The organism is uncultured Polaribacter sp., assembly GCF_947503875.1.
Taxonomy (GTDB): domain Bacteria; phylum Bacteroidota; class Bacteroidia; order Flavobacteriales; family Flavobacteriaceae; genus Polaribacter.
Window position 1 is genome coordinate 81,888 of sequence record NZ_CANNFH010000003.1, and the last position, 19,828, is coordinate 101,715.

Here is a 19,828-nt window from a genome sequence, read left to right on the forward strand (position 1 = left end):
AGCAAACGGATATAAGAAATTTACTCAATAATAATTTTTTTAGAAATAATATTTTTTCCTGTTTTTACTTTAACAAAATAAATTCCTGTTTTAAAATTATTAGTTGCTATAATTTTCTCTTTTAAACTTTCTCTAGTTGTATTGTATTTTATTTTTTGACCAATTGCGTTAAATATCTCAACTGTTTCTATGGCGTCTTTAAAAACTTTTACGGTTAATAATTCATTTAAATTGTATATCGTACTTTTATCTAAAATATCTTTTGTTAGAGATAGCGTTTCTGATTTAAAAGTGATAAAAAACCGATCATCAAAAGTACCTGATGCTATGTTAATTTTTACATCTTTATTATTTAAGAGATGGTAAGTCTCTGTAAAACTATCATACAAATAAGTGTCTGCATCTAAATTACTTTCATCTATTTTAAACGTAACTGCTCTATCTAAATCACTTTTTAAGGTAATAGGAATTTGTAAGTCTATGTTAAAATCTTCTATTCCGGTAATTACAAAAGGTGCTTGTGAATCTTCTACTTTTAAAGCAATATCTGTTGGTTTATAATCCCACATTACAGCATCAAAACCATTTTCAAATTTATTTGTAAGTCCTCTAAATCCAATAGCTAATTGCCTGTGAAAGGTTTCATTTTCTAAGAGAAATTCAAAACCTATTCTTAAAATTGGAAACTCTTCTACTTTTTTATCAAGATTAGTTTTTCCAAAAAACACAGTGTTTGTATCGGTTACATCAAAAACTCTTAGATTATTATTAAAAGTTATGGTACCACCTGTATCAGAAGCTTGCACAAAAAAACCTTGTCCTACTGCTATATTTTGCCCAGGAATTTTAGCGCCAGCTCCAATTTCACTTGCAGAAACTCCCATACCTATAACTCTTGTTGCATAACCACCCAAATATTGTGCTCTAATATGCGAAGTATCTGGACCAGATTCATAAAAATATAAAGTCCCTATAATACTTCCAGCTGTTGTTGCATTATCTAAAATAAAAGTATCTGCATTAATTGGAGACGGGTAAGGATTTCCAAGAAGACTGTAAGTACCAGTAGCAGCGTCAAAAGCATCTATTTCAGTGGTATATTCTCCATCATTAGGTGTTCCTAAAAAGGTATAGTTTTGCCCTAAAGAATTTCCTGTACTTTTTTTATTGAAGCCTTCTGTTGGTGTAAAACTAGAATTTTCATCAATATTTACAGTAAAATCTGAACTATTAGTAAATTTAGCAATCCACCTATTACTTATGGTTATAGGTACTGTAGTATCATCTCCATCTAAACCAGGCGTAAACTGAATATCTAAAGGAGTGTTTGTTGCTGTTAATTGTGTAGTACCATCTTTAAATACACCGGCTAAACTGTATGTTTTACCGTCTGTTGTTACTGGTGAACCCCAATAACCACTTTGATAAACATTGGTTAACGTACCTCTTACATCTTTATACAAGTTACCATTTCCAGAAACATTTCTAATTCCTGTGTGTGTTTGCCTTAATTGCGATGAACCTAGTAAACGTAAATCGCCCTCTAATTCTAATGCATTTGTTACTGTTAATTCTACACCATCTGCTATAGTTAATGTTTGTCCACTTTCTACATGTAAACAATCGCAATTTGTATTTGCGGTAATTGTAATATCTTCTTGTATACGAATTCCTAATAATAAATCTGTTGCACTATCATCTGGAACACCACCATTATTACCACCGACCCAACTTCCGTTGTAAACAATTTCATTATCAGTACACTCAATGAAATCGAAAGTTAAAAAGTCTGTATATCCAACCGCAAAATCTACATCAACAGCATTGGAGCTTGTAAAAGCAGCATCTGTAAAAGTAAATTCTAAATTGGCTGCAGCTTCGTCACTATTAAGGTGACTGTCTGCTTTTCCTGTAAATGTTAAGGTTAAAACTGTATCTCCATTAGACAATGTAAAAATTGGTGTTAAGCCTTCTGGTAAGTTTGCAATTATAAATTCCGTCCCTTCATCTAGTAAATTATCACCATCTGTATCTGCAAAAGTATCTCCATTTAAGGTAATTACTAAGGGTGATGTTACAGTATCTATAGAACCGTCATTTGGTGTCTCTCGAAAAATACCTGTAGTTGCATACTCATAAATACTATCTCCTTGATTTCCTGATATGAAAAACTTAGAACCACTATTGTTAAATACAATTCCCGAAGGTATAACATCTTGAGCAGCTATAGATATATTTTGAACGAAAGTTGGTGCCACTGTTAACACATCATAAGCAGAAGCTAAGGCATATTCATTAATATCATCTCTTTGATTTCCAACTACAAAAAGAGAAAGACCGTCATTACTAAAAGTCATTCCTAATGGTGCATTGTCTTCGGATGATACAGAAAACCTACCTGTTGGACCAGATGTTATACCTGTTAAATCAAAAGGTGAAGGCAATGTGTAAACAATAACATCATTAAGAGCTGTGTTCACGGTATCATTTCCCAAAACAAATAGCAACGTTCCAACATCATTAAAGGTTATACTTGTGGCATTATTATCATCTGCAGAAATATCAAAAGCTGCAAGATGAGTAACCGTAGATGTTAAATCATAAGGAGTTGAAAGAGAATATTCATTCACTTCGTCACCACTAGTACCTACAATATAAAATATTAAACCTGTGTTGTTAAAAGCCATACCTCTTGGGTTTGACTCTTCATCTGATACTGAATAGGAATCCTCAAAAATAGCACTGCTTATATCATAGGCCACTGGTAACGTATATTGTGCAATTTTATTAAAATTGTCTCCAACAACATACATCTTTGTTCCATCATTATTAAAAAGTACATCTTGCGGAGATCTATCAAAAGAAAGTACCTTGTAATTATTAATTAAAGAAACCGTTGAAGTAAAATCGAAATTATTTGACAATGTGTATTCATTTACATCATCTCCATCTGAACCAATAATGTAAAATTTACTACCTGTATTATTAAAAAGGATATCTTGTGGTAGTATTTCTTCTGTATCAATTGGAAAAACAGAGGAATGTGAAGCAGCGGATAAATCAAACTGATTTCCTGAAGAAAAAGTAAAAATGTTTACTTCATCTCCATTTTGCCCAGTAATATACATTTCACTACCATCGTTATTAAAAGTTATTCCTCTTGGATTGCCTTCAAAAGCATTAATGTTTAATTCATTTATTACTCCACCAACTGCTGCTGTAGATACATCATAATTTACGGTTAAATCAAACTCATAAACCCTATCTCTATTCCTATCAACCACATATAACTTTGAACCATTATTATTAAAAGCAATTCCTTGTGGTCTATTTGCATTTGAACTGTCAAAAGCAAAAACAGCAGCTTCAAAATCAAAAACATCAGTAAAAACCGCTGTAGAAACATCCCAGTTTATAGACAAATCATATTCAGTAATATCATTACCTGTATCTCCTGTGATGTACATTTTTGAACCTGTATCGTTAAACGTAACATCATGTGGGTTTGTATCTTGCCCTTCTACAGATATAAAACCATCTATACCAGAAATGGTTGATAAATCGTATGCAACAGATAAATTATGTTGTACTACAAAATCTCCACCAGCACCAACAGTATAAAATTTAGTACCATTATCTCCAAACTCCATTCCTGTAGGCGAAATTTCATGAGATATTAAAGCAATAGCATCTACAAAATTAGGGGAAGAAATATCAAAAAGATTTGCACCAGAATAATCTAAACTTTGTGCGAAAGAGAATGTAGTAAAAAAAAATATTACTACGGCTATAACATTTTTTGTTCTTTTCATGTGTAATCCTTTAAATGCGGGGGAACACAAAATGAAACAAATATACAAAAAAAAAAAAATATAAAACTTTAACTCACTTATTTTCTGTTTCTAAACATTAACCAAACACCTATTAACACTAAAGGAATACTTAAAACTTGGCCAGTATTTAACGGACTAAAAAACCAATCTTCTCCCCTTTCTTGCACTTGTGGCTCTTTTAAGAATTCTATTACAAAACGTAAAGACCATAAAACAACCATAAAAAGACCAAAAAGGAAACCTGTTTGTTGTTTCTTATCTGTTTTCCAATACAAGTGCCACATTGCAAAGAATAAAATTAAATAGCTAAAGGCTTCGTACAACTGCGTTGGATGCCTTGCCGCGGTTTCTCCTGCTGCTTTAAAAATTACACCAAAATTAGAACCGCTTTCTTTTCCATAAATTTCTGAATTGAAAAAATTACCAAAACGTATAAAAAACCCTGCTAATGCCACCATAATTGCTAATCTATCTAAAATAAACAACCAAGGTTTTTGTAAATGTTTTTTAGCATAAAAGTACATTGCTATTGGAATACCAATTGCTGCACCATGACTTGCAAAACCTGTAAAACCTGTAAATTTCCAACCTTCTGCGGATTTTTTAAATGGTAAAATAATTTCTAACAAGTTATACTGATAATAATCCCAACTATAAAAGAAAACATCTCCCAAACGCATACCAATTAACATAGAGATAAATACATACATAAATAGTGGATCCATTTTTTCTACTGGAATTTTATCTTCTCTATAGATTTTTTTCATGAATCTTAAACCCAATAAAAAAGCGGCTACAAACATTAAACTGTACCATCTAATTACAAAAAAACCTAAATCTATTCCTATGGAAGGATTCCACTCTATTGCTAAAAAATTCATATTTTATGTTTCAATGTTTTAAAATTTACATTCAAAGTTAAAGTCTTGTGTCTTTATTCTATTTTCTTATTTCTTTCCCTAACTTTTCTGGCACAGGATCATAACCACTACCTCCCCAAGGATGACAACTAAAAATTCTTTTCAAAGATAACCAACCACCGGAAATTAAACCATGTTTTTGCAAAGCTTCTATGGTATAATGTGAACAAGTTGGACTGTATCTACAAGTTGCTGGTGTAAATGGTGAAATTGCTACTTGATAAAAACGAACTAATAGTACAAATGGATATGATAGTATTTTTTTCAAACTTAATTTTTATTCTTCATTTATGAGATTTCTCCTAACGTCGAAATGACAATCGTTTTTTACAATTAGTGATACTATTGCGTTATCAGTATTACTCACCTTCATTAATAATGAAACTCCTTCCCCAGCCTACATTGAGCAAAGTCGAAATAGGAAGGTTGGGATGGGAATTTAATTCAGAGAAAACGTTGTGCCTTCTTTACCATCTTTTAACTGAATGCCTAATTCAATTAACTCGTCTCTAATTTGGTCAGACAATGCCCAGTCTTTATTTTCTCTTGCTTCTTTTCTTAATTTGATTAACAGCTCTACTACTCCATTTATTTTTTCTGAATTGTTTTGCATGTTTTCATTCATCAACCCTAAAACATCAAAAACAAATGCGTTTAAAGTTTCTTTTAAAATGACTAAATCTTCTGCTGTTAAACTAGCTGTATTTTCTTTTATTTGATTGATAACTTTTACAGCTTCAAACAAATGAGATATTAAAATTGGTGTGTTAAAATCGTCATTCATTGCTGCATAACACTCTTTTTTCCAAGTTTTAACATTAAAAGTAGATATTTTAGCTGCTTCAATTTTTTCTAAGAAATTAACAGCCTCCAGCAATTTAGCATGTCCTTTTTCTGAAGCCTCTAAAGCATCACCAGAAAAATCTAAAATACTTCTATAATTGGCTTGCATGTTAAAAAAACGTACAACAGATGCAGAAAATGATTTTGGCAAAATATTGTTTTCTCCAGATAAAATCTGATTTGGTAAAATATAATTTCCAGTAGACTTGGCCATTCTTTGTCCGTTTAAAGAAAGCATATTGGTGTGCATCCAATAATTTACGGGTTTTACTCCAGAACAGGTTTTAGATTGTGCAATTTCACATTCGTGATGTGGAAATTTTAAATCCATTCCACCACCATGAATGTCAAAACTTTCGCCTAAATATTTGGTGCTCATTACAGAACATTCTAAATGCCAACCAGGAAAACCATCGCTCCAAGGAGAAGGCCAACGCATTATATGTTTTTCATCTGCTTTTTTCCAAAGTGCAAAATCTTGTGGATTTTTCTTGTCTGATTGCCCATCTAAAGCTCTTGTATTGTTTAATAAATCTTCTACTTTTCTTCCAGAAAGAATTCCGTAGTTTTCTTTTTTATTGTATTCGTGAACGTCAAAATATACAGAACCATTTACTTCATAAGCAAAACCTTTTGCTATGATTTCTTTAATCATTTCTATTTGTTCTACAATATGCCCAGTTGCTGTTGGCTCTATACTTGGTGGTAAAAAATTGTAGTTTTTTAAAACATCATGAAAATCTACAGTATATCGTTGTACAACTTCCATTGGTTCAACCTGCTCTAAACGTGCTTTTCTTGCAATTTTATCTTCGCCTTCATCTGCATCGTTTTCTAAATGACCTGCATCTGTAATATTACGTACATAACGCACTTTGTAACCTAAATGCAACAAATATCTATATACAACATCAAAAAACATAAAAGTTCTTACGTTTCCTAAATGTGCATTGCTATAAACTGTTGGTCCACAGACATACATGCCAACATAACCATCTGTTATGGGTTTAAAATTCTCTTTAGTTTTACTTAAAGAATTGTATACTTTTAATTGATTTTCTTTGTAACGTTCCATTAAAAAAAGTGACTATTAACAGAGGATAAAGATAGACACTTTATTGAGAATAGAGAAATGGAAATTAAGGGAAGTTTTTATATCATTTAAAGAGAATACTTTCTCTTTATTTTGAATAAATTAAACTTCTTAAATTTTTAAGGGATTCCTTTAATAAACTATTGATTAATTGCTTATTTTTACTTAAAATATTGTTTTAATGTCTAAAAATTCTTCAGCTTTACACGAAAAAGAAGGTGTTTCTAAACCAGGAAATACAAGTAAATCTGCTGCAGAAATAATTAAAAAAAACAGAGCAAAACAAAACTCTGTGGATGAGTTTGTAAAACAAATTTTAAAAGGAAATATTACCTATTTAAGTCGTGCAATTACTTTGGTAGAAAGCACAAACGCAAAGCATCAACAAAAAGCAAACGAAATTTTAGAACAGTGTTTACCACATGCAAATAATTCTGTTAGAATAGGCATTACAGGAGTTCCTGGAGTTGGAAAAAGTACGTTTATAGAAACTTTTGGAAAACACTTAACTTCCCAAAATAAAAAAGTAGCAGTGTTGGCTGTAGATCCTAGTAGCTCTGTAAATAAAGGCTCTATTTTAGGTGATAAAACTAGAATGGAACAATTGGTAACCGATAAAAATGCATTTATTAGACCTTCGCCTTCTGGCACTTCTTTGGGTGGTGTTGCTCAAAAAACAAGAGAATCTATTATTTTGTGCGAAGCAGCAGGTTTTAATACCATTATTATTGAAACGGTTGGTGTTGGACAATCAGAAACGGTTGTACACTCTATGGTAGATTTCTTTTTATTGTTGAAGTTGGCAGGAGCTGGAGACGAGTTACAAGGCATTAAACGTGGAATTATAGAAATGGCAGACGCCATTGTAATTAACAAAGCCGATGGCGATAATGAGAAAAACGCCAAGATTGCTAAGGTTGAATTTAATAGAGCTTTGCATTTGTATCCTTTAAAAGAAAGCAATTGGCAACCAAAAGTAATTACTGCAAGTGCTTTGCATAATTTAGGAATTGAAAAAGTAAGTGAAATGATAAACAACTACATTGGTACTACTTATGAAAACGGTTATTTTCAGAAAAAAAGAAACGAGCAAAATAAATTTTGGTTATTAGCTACCATTGAACAGCAATTAAAAGCTAGTTTTTTTGAAAATGCTACAATAAAAAAAGCATTAGTTAAAGAAATTGAAAATTTAGAAAACGATAAAACGACTCCTTTTAATGCCGCAAAAAGACTACTAGATTTATAATTTTGAAATCCACAGATTTAAAAGTATTTCTATTTTCTTTTCTACTACATTTGCATAAAAAATAAACAATGCAGTTTTCAGAATTACTAACCAACAAATCTATTTTAAAAGCAGTTGCAGAACAACGGTTTCACAAACCAACTTTGGTGCAAGAAAAGGCGATTCCAGCAATTTTAAAAAAGAAAAATGTAATTGTTGCTGCAAATACGGGGACTGGTAAAACAGCTGCTTTTGCCTTACCAATTTTAGAAAATCTGTTTGAAAAACAAGATGTAGAAAAAGTTGAAAAACAAATAAAAGCAGTAATTGTTACACCAACAAGAGAATTAGCAATTCAAATTTTAGAAAATTGTAAAGATTTTAGCAAATACACTAATTTAAGAGCAACTGCTGTTTTTGGTGGGGTTTCTTTAGAACCTCAAAAAGAAGTTTTAGCAAAAGGTGTAGATATTTTAATAGCAACTCCTGGTAGATTAATCGATTTACAAAAACAAGGTAATATTGCTTTAGATACTGTTGAAGTTTTTGTCTTAGATGAAGCCGATTTAATGTTAGATATGGGTTTTATTAAAGATGTAAAATTAATAGAAAGCCTATGTCCTAAGAAAAAACAAACCTTGCTTTTTTCTGCAACAATGCCAGATAAAATTGTGGCATTGGCAAAAACTACTTTAAAAAATCCTGTTTCTATTGTTATAGAACCTGAAGAAACTACAGCAAAAAATATTGGACAATTATTATATTATTTACCAAAGAAAAACAAAACCGATTTGTGTTTGCGCCTTTTAAGAAATACAATAAATGGTAAAATAATTATTTTTAGACGCACCAAATTTGGTGTAGATAAATTAGAACAAACTTTGTTAAAAAATGGATATTTAGCCACAAGCATTCATGGAGATAAAACACAAATTATAAGAAATAAGGCAATTGAAGATTTCAAAAATAAAAAAGCCACTATTTTAATTGCAACAGATGTAGCTGCAAGAGGTATAGATATTACCAATGTAGATGCTATTATTAATTTTGACATACCAAATGTAGCAGAAACCTATGTGCACAGAATTGGTAGAACTGGTAGAGCTGGTAAATCTGGTATTTCGTTTTCTTTTTGTTCGCCAGATGAAAACAATTATATAAAAGATATAGAAGCTTTAATTGAAAAACCGATTAAAGTTATTGTAGAGCATCCTTATGTAATTAACAAACCAAAACACACCAAAAAACAGCCAAATACCATCAGTAAAAATAAAAAAGGTAGAAAATCTGAAGCTTCTAAAAAGAAGAAAAAACGCTGGTATTAATAGTTATTACTTAAAATTAAAAGAGGCTGTCTGAAAAGAACTAAATTTTGTCATTTTGAGCGAAATGTAATGGAGTCGAAAAATCTATTCAATTAAAATTCAATAATTTAGATTTCTCCATAAAGTCGAAATGACAGGTTGAAAATACTTTTTTGACGACCTCTTTTTTTTAGAATTTAATCTTCGACTTCGTCTGGCAAATTTACGTCAAAATCGTCATTATCTTCAAAGAAATCTTCATCTTCTGCATACTCTTCCATCGCATTTTCTAAGCGTTCACTTATTTTTACCAAATAAATAGTTTCTGCTGTTTTAACTTCTATAGCTTTTACAGTTTCTCCTTTGGCATTTTTAAAGGAAATAATATCGTCATAATCATATCCATCAGGATATTTTTCTATTAACATGTCTAATATGTCTGTTGTTAATTTTGCGTATTCTACGATTACTCTTTTCATGTTTTTTACAAAAAAAATTAATAGTTCAGTTTTTTATAATTGAAGCAGCTGCAGTGCTACATTTCTAACAAATAAGCAAATATTAAAGGTGCAACAATAGTGGCATCACTTTCTATAATAAACTTAGGGGTATTAATATCTAATTTTCCCCAAGTAATTTTCTCATTTGGTACTGCACCAGAATATGAACCATAACTTGTAGTTGAATCTGAAATCTGACAGAAATAGCTCCAAAATGGAGTGTCTGTTCTTTCCATATCTTGGTATAACATTGGCACCACACAAATAGGGAAATCTCCTGCAATTCCTCCTCCTATTTGGAAAAACCCAATTCCGTTTTGCGAATTATTTGTATACCAATCTGCTAAGAACGTCATGTATTCAATACCAGATTTCATGGTAGATGCTTTCAACTCACCTTTCATTACATAAGATGCAAAAATGTTACCCATTGTAGAATCTTCCCAACCAGGACAAATAATTGGTAAGTTTTTTTCTGCTGCTGCATACATCCAAGAATCTTTAATGTCAATTTCATAATATTGCTCTAAAACGCCGGATAACAATAATTTGTACATGTATTCATGAGGTAAAAAACGTTCGCCTTTTGCTTCTGCATCTTTCCAAATTTTAACAATATGTTCTTGTATTCTTCTAAAAGCCTCCTCTTCTGGTATACACGTATCTGTAACTCTGTTTAAACCTTTTTCTAATAAATCCCACTCATCTTGGGGTGTTAAATCTCTATAATTTGGCACTCTTTTGTAATGAGAATGCGCTACCAAATTCATAATATCCTCTTCTAAATTTGCACCCGTACAAGAAATAATTTGCACTTTATCTTTACGAATCATTTCTGCAAAAATCTTTCCTAATTCTGCTGTACTCATTGCACCTGCTAAAGAAACTAACATTTTGTTTCCTTTTTTAAGCTGCTCTTCATACCCTTTAGCTGCATCTACCAAAGCTGCTGCATTAAAGTGTAAAAAGTATTTTTCTATAAAATTTGTAATTGGTTTACTCATGTTTTTTTATGTATTAGCTATTTTTTTTAAATCAAAAATATCTGTTCTTCTATCTTTTAAATTACGTACACTACCAAACTGATTCAAGTCTTTTAACAAGTCTAAATCTACATCAGCTATTAAAATCATTTCTGTATTTGTTGTGGCTTCTGCTTTAATTCCGTTTGCAGGAAAAGAGAAATCACAAGGCGTAAATACCATAGATTGCGCATACTGAATGTCCATATTATTTACTTTTGGTAAATTACCAACACTACCAGCAATGGCAACATAACATTCGTTTTCTATAGCTCTTGCTTGTGCACAATGTCTTACCCTAGAATATCCATTTTGTGTATCTGTTAAAAACGGAATAAACAAAATATCCATACCTTCTTCTGCCAACAATCTACTTAATTCTGGAAATTCTGAATCATAACAAATTAAAACCCCTATTTTTCCACAATCTGTATCAAATGTTTTTAGCTCACTTCCACCTTGTAAACCCCAAACTTTTGCTTCATTTGGTGTTACATGCAGTTTTTCATAACGATCTAAAGCGCCATCTCTTTTACAGATATAACCTACATTATATAGCAAACCGTCTTTAATTTCTGGCATACTACCTGTAATAATATTAATGTTGTAAGAAATTGCTAGTTTAGAGAATCTTTCTACCACTTCTGGCGTAAATTTTGCCAATTTCCTAATCGCTTCAGATTCTGGTAAATGGTTGAATTCTGCCATTAAAGGCGCGTTAAAAAATTCTGGAAATAATGCAAAATCTGCTCTGTATGCAGCAACAGAATCTACAAAAAATTCTGCTTGTTCCATTAATTCTTCTAAATCTTTGTACAAACGCATTTGCCATTGAATTAAACCCAAACGCACTACTGTTTTTTTAGTTGCTGCTTTTTTAGATTTTTTCTGATAGTAAATATTATCCCATTCTAACAACACTGCAAACTCGCCAGAATTTGCATCACCTTCTAAATATCCTTTTAATATTTTTGAAGGATGAAAATCATTAGAAATTTGAAAATTTAAAACAGGATCGTAAATTTCTTTACGCTTTACCTTTTCTAAATATTCTTTTGGTGATATTTCTTTGGCAAATTTGTGATAATTTGGCATTCTACCTCCAAAAACAATTCCTTTTAAGTTTAACGTTTCACAAAGTTCTTTTCTATAATCGTACAATCTGCGTCCTAAACGTAAACCTCTAAATTCTTTTTTTATAAAAACATCTATTCCATATAAAACATCTCCATCTTCATCATGTGTGCTAAAGGTGAAATTTCCTGTAATATCTTCATAAGTATGGGTTTCATCAAAACTATCATAAGCTACTTTTATAGACAATGCACAACCTGCTAATTGGCCGTTAATTTTAATAACAACTTGCCCTTCTGGAAATTTATTTATTAAAGATTGTATTTGAGCCTCTTCCCAGTAAGTGTTTTCCATACTCGAATAAATCTCAATCATTGCTTGTTTTAACTCTTGATAATCATCAATTGTTAAATACTGTAACTCAATATTTTCTATATTTTCCATGATAATTTTAGACTAAAACTCGTAGTCATTATTTTTAAACTTAGAAATTTTGCTGTTTTTTTCTAAGCTAGATTCTTCGCCATTATCATAATCATCGTCATTAGAAGCAAACTTATAACTTAACATTTTATAGAATAATTTTGCTGCTAAAAAGTCAGATGATTTTTCGTTTTCATTTGGGCATAATTCAACCATATCAAAACCAACTACATTTTTTTGTTCAAAAACTTGTTTTAAAAATTCTAAAGTTTCATAATAAAACAAACCTCCAGGTTCTGGAGTTCCTGTACTTGGCATTATTGATGGATCTAACGCATCTAAATCGAAGGTAATAAATACATTTTTACCCAATTGATCTATTACATCTTCCATCCAATCTTCATTTACAGCCATTTCATGTGCAAAAAATACTTTATCAGTATTCATGGTTCTTTTCTCAGAAATATCCATACTTCTAATACCAACTTGTACTAAATTAGTGGTAGAATTTGCTTCGTACACTGCACAAGCGTGGTTGCATTTAGAACCTTCGTATTCTTTACGTAAATCTGCATGTGCATCTATATGTAAAACGGTTAAATCGTTAAAACACTCACTAAAAGCTCTAATTGTACCTATAGAAATGGAATGTTCTCCACCAAAAACAGTAACAAATTTATTTCTGTTAATATATTTTTTAGTCTCTTGGTGCACTGCTTCTACAACTGCCTCTGGAGAAGTATTTTCTGTAATTGCATCTGCTAAAAAAACACCTTCTTTATAAACTTCAGAATCTGTTTCTATATCATACAACTCCATATTTTCTGAAGCATTTAAAAATGCCTGTGGTCCTTTATCTGCGCCTTTTTGCCAAGTACTTGTACCATCATAAGGTACAGGAATTACTACTATTTTTGATGTTGACAGGTTTCCAAATTCTTGAGGAATTCTTGCGTATGTTTTATTTGTGTTCATTTTATTTTTTATTGAAGGGTAAAAGCCCTTGAATTTGTATTGTTAATAGCCTAAGATTGATAATAACTCGCTACTTTTTTGTTGTTCTTTAAAAACTGTAATTTTTAATGCTCCTTTTTCATCTCTATCAATTAATAAATGTTTTGGAGTTGGAATTAAACAGTGTTGCAAACCACCAAAACCACCTATAGTTTCTTGATAAGCACCTGTGTTAAAAAAGCCGATATACAAAGGTTTTTCTTTCTCGTAAATTGGTAAATAAATTCCGTTTACGTGTTGCTCAGAATTGTAATAATCATCACTATCACAAGTTAAACCACCTAACAAAACACGTTCATATTTTGTGTTCCATTTATTAATTGGTAGCATTATAAAACGCTTATTTATTGCCCAAGCATCTGGTAAAGTTGTGATAAAAGACGAATTAATCATGTTCCACAGTTCTCTATCGTTTTGTTTTTTCTGATATAAAACGTTGTAAATAGCTGCTCCAGATTCACCAACCGTAAAACTACCAAACTCTGTAAATATATTGGGTACGTCTACTTCTGCTTCATCACAAGCTATTTTAATTTGGTTGGTAATTTCATCAATCATATACTCATAATCATAATCAAAGGCCAATGAGTTTTTTATAGGAAAACCACCACCAATATTTAAAGAGTCTAAAGTAGGACATACTTTTTTTAAGTTGATGTACACCTTTAAACATTTCATTAATTCGTTCCAATAATAAGCATTGTCTTTAATACCTGTATTGATAAAAAAATGAAGCATTTTTAAATCTACTTGTGTGTTTTCTGCAATTTCACGTTCGTAAAACGATACAATATTTTTATATCCAATTCCTAGTCTAGAGGTATAAAATTCAAACTTTGGTTCTTCTTCAGAAGCTATTCTAATACCTACTTTAAAAGGTTTTGTTGTTTCTTTTTGAATTAAACCTAACTCTTCATAATTATCTATTATAGGAATACAGTTTTTATGGCCAGATTCTATTAAATTACCTATATTTTGTATGTATTGGTCTCTTTTAAAACCATTACAGATTACAAAAGTATCATCTTTAATTTTACCTTCTTTTTTTAAACTGTTTACAATATCTATATCAAAAGCAGAAGAAGTTTCTATATGAATATCGTTTTTTAAAGCTTCATTTAAAACATGTTTAAAATGAGAACTTTTTGTACAATAACTATAAAAATACTTGCCTTTATAATTGTGTTTATCAAAACTTTTTTGAAACCAACCTTTGGCTTTATTTATGTTTTCAGATATTTTTGGCAAATAAGTAAATTTAAGCGGAGAGCCATAGGCTTCAATCAATTCCATTAAATTGATACCATGCCAAAACAGTTTGTTATTTTCTGTTTTAAATTCTTCTTGTGGGAAATAGAAGGTTTGTTCTATTAAATCTTTATATTTTGTGTTCACTTTATTTTTTTAAAATAATTATACAGTAATTGCTTCTTAGCTAATTTTTTAAAATAAAAAATAGCATAGAAATTTTCTAATTCAATAAGAAAAAGAGTATCACTGTAAAATTTGCAAGTAAACAACATGCAACCTAGCGTAAAGTTGCATTAATTCTTTTAGATAAAAAGAAGGAGAAACCTTAATTTTTTCGTCGCATTTCCAAAATGCTGTGTACACTTTATTCTCCAAAAAAGTTGCACTACCGAAATAAGAAAAACGAAACATTTTACTTAAAAAAGTTAAGCAAATGTAATTTATTTTTGAATACAAAATTAAAAAACAAAAAAAAAGTGAAAATAATTTTCACTTTAGTTTTTGCCTTTAAACACTACTCTTCTGGCGGATAACCATGTATTTCTTCAAAGTCTCTATCGAAGTTTTCTCTTAAATAAGCGTTTAATTTCTTCCTGTAATCGTCTTTTAACCAAGTTACAAAGTTATGTGTGCTTTTAGAAATACATTTTGCATATCTGTTAATTCTATCATCTATCTCCTCTCCTAGCATTTTAGCTAAAATTAAAGCATCAAAAACATCTTCTGAATTTTCTATACACATTTTTGCATGGTGCACAATCGATTTTTCTAACACACGTTTAGAAGATTCGCCTGCTTTAATGGTGTCTATATATACTTTTTTCATATCGAAATAAGTATCTGTAGCTTTTGCAAACTCCTTTTTAACATCTGCAGGAAGTTCATATCTAAAAGTACTTTCTATATCTTCATCAGAAAGAATAGCATCTAAATAATAATCTGGCGCTCTAAACATTTTTTGCCAATCTAAATCTGCACCCCAAGCACCAAATCTATGGAAATTGTTTCCTAAATCGATTACATCAAACTCTATTCTGTCTTTATAAATACGAGAACCACGACCAATCATCTGATAATATAAAGTTAACGATTTTGTGGCCCTATTTAAAATAATAGCTTCAATACTAGGCTCATCAAAACCTGTGGTTAAAATACTCACAGACGTAATAATTGCACCTGGTGTTTTATGAAACCAACGCAAAATTAACTCACGTTCTTTTTTGGTATTGGTATTATCTAAATGTGCAATAGGGTAACCTGCTTTTTTAAAAGCATGAAATACCTGTATAGAAGTATTAATACCGTTGTTAAAAATTAGTGTTTTTTTACCTTTTGCACTCTCTTCATACGCGCTTATCAATTTAGATAGCATGTCTGAATTGGTATACAAATCCTCTGAAGATTTTACAGTATAATCTCCATTAGCACCTACTTCTAAAGAGGTTAAACCAACATTGTAAGAGTATAAATTAGCTTTTGCTAAATAGCCATTGTCTATTAAATGTTGTATAGATTCACCAACAAATAATTCTTGGTAATTCTCATACATTGGTAATTTTGTATTCGAACTTAAAGGTGTTGCAGTAACTCCTAGAATAAAAGACTCATCAAAAAATTTAAAGATTTTTGTAAAAGAGTTGTAATGCGCCTCATCTACAATTACCAAACCAATATCAGAAATATCTAAAATTTCATCATTTAACCTATTTTTTAAGGTTTCTACCATTGCAACAAAGCAATTGAATTGGTCTTGGTCGTCTAATTTTGCAGTAGAATTTATAATTTTATTGGCTACACCAAACTCATCTAACATCTTAGAGGTTTGTTTACTCAATTCAATTCTATGCGTTAAAACTAAAACTTTCTTTTTAAATGTCTCTAGATAACGCCTAACAATTTCCGAGAAAATTACTGTTTTTCCACCACCTGTTGGTAATTGATACAATAAATGATAATCTTTAGGAGCTGTTTCAAAGCGATGAAATATCTCTTGAAGTGCATCTTTTTGATAACCGTATAATTCTTTACCTACTTGTTGTGGAGTATTTGTGTCTGCCAAAAGTTTAAAAATTTTAAGCAACAAAAATAAGACTTAAAATAGGTTTTTCCCAAAAAACACTATACAAATCTTGTTAAATTCGTTTGCGTAATATCATAATGAGAAGCATTGTGCACAGAAACTTCATTTCTAACTACAACAAGTTGTGGCGATTGATGCATTACTTGAAAAGCATAACCAATTTCGTCTGAAATATCTCTATAATTTAACAAATCTAAATAATACACCTTTAAATTTTTAGTTTCTTCTGTAAACAGTTTTTCAAACTGCTTGATGACCATGCTGCTTATACCACATCTTGTAGAGTGTTTAAAAATAAAAACAGCTTCAGTTTTAGATTGCGTCTTAATTTCTTCTAATTGTGCTTTAGAAGTTAAAGGAATCCATGTTAAAAAACTTGGTTGTACTTCTTTCTTTTTTTTATTGCCAAATAAGCCCATTTTATATGTTTTATATTATAGTCGATACAAAGATAAGAAACTTTCAATTGTCAAAAAGTCAGTAAAAACAAGGTTTAACAAGACATTATGACTTATTTCTATTACACTTATAAATTGGTACTGAATTTGCTTTTAGTGGATTGTAAAAAGAAAAAATAACGTAACAATGAGTTTAAAACCATTGTAAAAAAAAAGAAGAAATATGAATTTTAATAATTATACCACAAAATCACAAGAAACCATACAAATGGCGCAACAAATTGCGCAAGGTTTCAGTCATAATCAAATAGAAAACGAACATATTTTTAAGGCTTTAACTAAAGTTGATGAGAATGTACTACCCTATTTATTAAAAAAATTAAATATTAATATAGCCGTTGTAAATCAAATTGTAGACAAACAGTTAGAAAGTTTACCTAAAGTTACGGGAGCAGAATTAATGCTATCTAGGGAAGCAGGAAAAACATTAAATGAAGCTGCTATTATCTCTAAAAACAGAAACGATGATTACGTTTCTATTGAACATTTGGTTTTGGCTATTTTTAAATCGAAATCTAATATAGCGCAAGTTTTAAAAGATCAAGGGGTTACAGAAAAACACTTAAATAGTGCTATTGACGAACTTAGAAAAGGCGAACGCGTAACTTCTCAATCGCAAGAAGAAACCTATAATTCTTTAAATAAGTTTGCCAAAAACTTAAATCAATTAGCGCAAGATGGTAAACTAGATCCTGTAATTGGTAGAGATGAAGAAATACGCAGATTATTGCAAATCTTATCGCGAAGAACCAAAAACAACCCAATTTTAGTCGGTGAACCAGGAACAGGTAAAACTGCTATTGCAGAAGGTTTAGCGCACAGAATTGTAGATGGAGATGTACCAGAAAACCTAAAAGATAAATTGATTTTTTCTTTAGACATGGGTGCTTTAATTGCTGGTGCAAAATATAAAGGCGAGTTTGAAGAGCGCTTAAAAGCAGTGATTAAAGAAGTAACCACTTCTGAAGGTGATATTGTACTTTTTATTGATGAAATTCACACGCTTGTTGGTGCTGGTGGTGGCCAAGGAGCTATGGATGCTGCAAATATTTTAAAACCTGCTTTAGCGCGTGGAGAATTGCGAGCAATTGGGGCGACAACTTTAGATGAATATCAAAAATATTTTGAAAAAGATAAAGCTTTAGAGCGTCGTTTTCAAAAAGTGCAAGTAAATGAGCCAGATACAGAAAGTGCAATTTCTATTTTAAGAGGAATTAAGGAAAAGTATGAAACACACCATAAAGTTCGTATTAAAGATGAAGCTATAATTGGTGCTGTAGAATTATCTCAACGTTACATTACCAACCGTTTTTTACCAGACAAAGCCATAGATTTAATGGATGAAGCTGCCTCTAAATTACGCATGGAAATAAACTCTAAACCAGAAGAGTTAGATGTTTTAGATAGAAAAGTAATGCAATTAGAGATTGAAATTGAAGCTATTAAGCGTGAAAAAGATGAAGTAAAACTAAAATCTTTACGTTCTGACCTAGCTAATATTAAAGAAGAACGAAATGAAATTAATGCCAAATGGAAATCTGAAAAAGAAGTTGTAGATAACATACAAAATGCAAAATCTGATATTGAAAACTTTAAAGCTGAAGCTGAAAAAGCAGAACGTGAAGGAAATTATGGTAAAGTTGCAGAAATTAGGTATGGTAAAATAAAGGAATCACAAACAAAACTAGAAGAATTTCAGCAAATATTAAAGACTAATAAAGATGAAAAATCTTTAATAAAGGAAGAAGTTACGTTGGACGATATTGCAGAGGTTGTAGCAAAATGGACAGGGATTCCTGTTACCAAAATGATACAATCTGAACGTGAAAAACTCTTAAAATTAGAACAACAATTACGCAAAAGAGTTGTAGGCCAAGAAGAAGCAATAATTGCAGTTTCTGATGCTGTTAGACGTTCTAGAGCTGGTTTACAAAATCCAAACAAACCAATTGGTAGCTTTTTGTTTTTAGGAACTACAGGTGTTGGTAAAACGGAATTGGCAAAAGCTTTAGCTGAGTATTTATTTGATGATGAAAATGCTATGACACGTATTGATATGAGTGAATATCAAGAAAAACATGCGGTTAGTAGATTGGTTGGTGCGCCTCCTGGTTATGTTGGTTATGATGAAGGTGGCCAATTAACAGAAGCTGTAAGAAGAAGACCTTATTCTGTGGTACTTTTAGATGAAATTGAAAAAGCACATCCTGATACATTTAATATTTTATTGCAAGTTTTAGATGAAGGAAGATTGACGGATAATAAAGGTAGAATTGCAGATTTTAAAAATACCATTATTATAATGACATCAAATATGGGAAGCCATATTATTCAAGAAAAATTTGCAGATACTAAAGCCGATATAGAAGCCACTACTGCACTGGCAAAAATTGAAGTTTTAGGTTTGTTAAAACAATCTGTAAGACCAGAATTTTTAAACAGAATAGATGACGTAATTATGTTTACACCTTTAAATGAGGTAAATATCTTTGAAATTGTTAAACTACAAATAGAACATCTTAGAAAAATGATTGCAAAGCAAGATATTACTTTAGATGCTACAGATGACGCTATTAAATATTTAGCTAAAAAAGGATATCAGCCAGAGTTTGGTGCTAGACCTGTAAAAAGAGTCATTCAGAAAGAAGTTTTAAATACACTTTCTAAAGAAATTTTAGCAGGTAAAATGACCACAGATAGTATTATTTTACTAGACGCTTTTGATGAAAAGTTAGTATTTAGAAATCAATCTGATTTGGTTGAAGAAATTTAATATTCTCAAGAA

Annotated in this window: 14 protein-coding genes; 3 read left to right on the forward strand and 11 right to left on the reverse strand. The window is 30.8% G+C overall.

All coding sequences use genetic code 11. The annotated features are described in order from the left end of the window. Positions 1 to 20: 20 nt before the first annotated feature. From Q0684_RS05340 to cysS, 4 genes are all read right to left on the reverse strand, one after another. Positions 21 to 3,812, reverse strand: coding sequence for a beta-propeller fold lactonase family protein (locus tag Q0684_RS05340; protein ID WP_299013529.1), 3,792 nt, complete (start codon positions 3,810 to 3,812; stop codon positions 21 to 23). Positions 3,813 to 3,889: 77 nt separating this feature from the next. Next, the gene (lgt, locus tag Q0684_RS05345; RefSeq protein ID WP_299013531.1) at positions 3,890 to 4,714 is read right to left on the reverse strand and encodes a prolipoprotein diacylglyceryl transferase; all 825 of its coding nucleotides are present in this window, start codon (positions 4,712 to 4,714) and stop codon (positions 3,890 to 3,892) included. Positions 4,715 to 4,772: 58 nt separating this feature from the next. Beyond that, positions 4,773 to 5,021 (reverse strand): membrane protein insertion efficiency factor YidD, encoded by a 249-nt coding sequence (yidD, locus tag Q0684_RS05350; protein WP_299013534.1) that lies wholly within the window; start codon positions 5,019 to 5,021, stop codon positions 4,773 to 4,775. A gap of 171 nt (positions 5,022 to 5,192) precedes the next feature. Next, entirely contained in the window at positions 5,193 to 6,671 is a 1,479-nt protein-coding gene (gene cysS, locus Q0684_RS05355) for a cysteine--tRNA ligase (RefSeq protein WP_299013536.1), read from the reverse strand. 199 nt (positions 6,672 to 6,870) lie between these two features. On the opposite strand from cysS, the gene meaB reads away from it, so the two are divergent. Both meaB and Q0684_RS05365 read left to right on the forward strand, forming a co-directional pair. Beyond that, complete coding sequence (meaB, locus tag Q0684_RS05360; protein WP_299013538.1) at positions 6,871 to 7,938, forward strand: methylmalonyl Co-A mutase-associated GTPase MeaB; 1,068 nt, start codon at positions 6,871 to 6,873, stop codon at positions 7,936 to 7,938. A 68-nt stretch (positions 7,939 to 8,006) separates the two neighbouring features. Continuing rightward, positions 8,007 to 9,242, forward strand: coding sequence for a DEAD/DEAH box helicase (locus tag Q0684_RS05365; protein ID WP_299013540.1), 1,236 nt, complete (start codon positions 8,007 to 8,009; stop codon positions 9,240 to 9,242). A 176-nt stretch (positions 9,243 to 9,418) separates the two neighbouring features. Here Q0684_RS05365 and Q0684_RS05370 read toward each other — a convergent pair whose 3' ends face one another. The 7 genes from Q0684_RS05370 to ytxJ form a co-directional block, all read right to left on the reverse strand. Beyond that, positions 9,419 to 9,700: a hypothetical protein gene (locus Q0684_RS05370; protein WP_299013542.1), complete on the reverse strand. Its 282-nt coding sequence runs from the start codon at positions 9,698 to 9,700 to the stop codon at positions 9,419 to 9,421. A gap of 56 nt (positions 9,701 to 9,756) precedes the next feature. Further along, a complete protein-coding gene (locus tag Q0684_RS05375) occupies positions 9,757 to 10,725 on the reverse strand; it encodes a deoxyhypusine synthase family protein (protein ID WP_299013544.1) in 969 nt (322 codons plus the stop codon). Positions 10,726 to 10,731: 6 nt separating this feature from the next. Further along, a complete protein-coding gene (locus Q0684_RS05380; RefSeq protein WP_299013546.1) occupies positions 10,732 to 12,261 on the reverse strand; it encodes a bifunctional GNAT family N-acetyltransferase/carbon-nitrogen hydrolase family protein in 1,530 nt (509 codons plus the stop codon). A 12-nt stretch (positions 12,262 to 12,273) separates the two neighbouring features. Continuing rightward, a complete protein-coding gene (gene speB / locus Q0684_RS05385) occupies positions 12,274 to 13,215 on the reverse strand; it encodes an agmatinase (protein ID WP_299013548.1) in 942 nt (313 codons plus the stop codon). A gap of 42 nt (positions 13,216 to 13,257) precedes the next feature. Then, positions 13,258 to 14,649: an arginine decarboxylase gene (locus Q0684_RS05390; RefSeq protein WP_299013550.1), complete on the reverse strand. Its 1,392-nt coding sequence runs from the start codon at positions 14,647 to 14,649 to the stop codon at positions 13,258 to 13,260. Between the two features lie 370 nt (positions 14,650 to 15,019). Continuing rightward, on the reverse strand, positions 15,020 to 16,564 hold the full coding sequence (locus tag Q0684_RS05395) for a DEAD/DEAH box helicase family protein (RefSeq protein ID WP_299013552.1): 1,545 nt from the start codon (positions 16,562 to 16,564) through the stop codon (positions 15,020 to 15,022). A 59-nt stretch (positions 16,565 to 16,623) separates the two neighbouring features. Beyond that, a complete protein-coding gene (gene ytxJ / locus Q0684_RS05400; RefSeq protein ID WP_299013554.1) occupies positions 16,624 to 17,004 on the reverse strand; it encodes a bacillithiol system redox-active protein YtxJ in 381 nt (126 codons plus the stop codon). A 202-nt stretch (positions 17,005 to 17,206) separates the two neighbouring features. Between ytxJ and clpB the strand changes: the two genes are divergently transcribed. Then, complete coding sequence (gene clpB / locus Q0684_RS05405) at positions 17,207 to 19,816, forward strand: ATP-dependent chaperone ClpB (protein WP_299013556.1); 2,610 nt, start codon at positions 17,207 to 17,209, stop codon at positions 19,814 to 19,816. Positions 19,817 to 19,828: the final 12 nt, after the last annotated feature.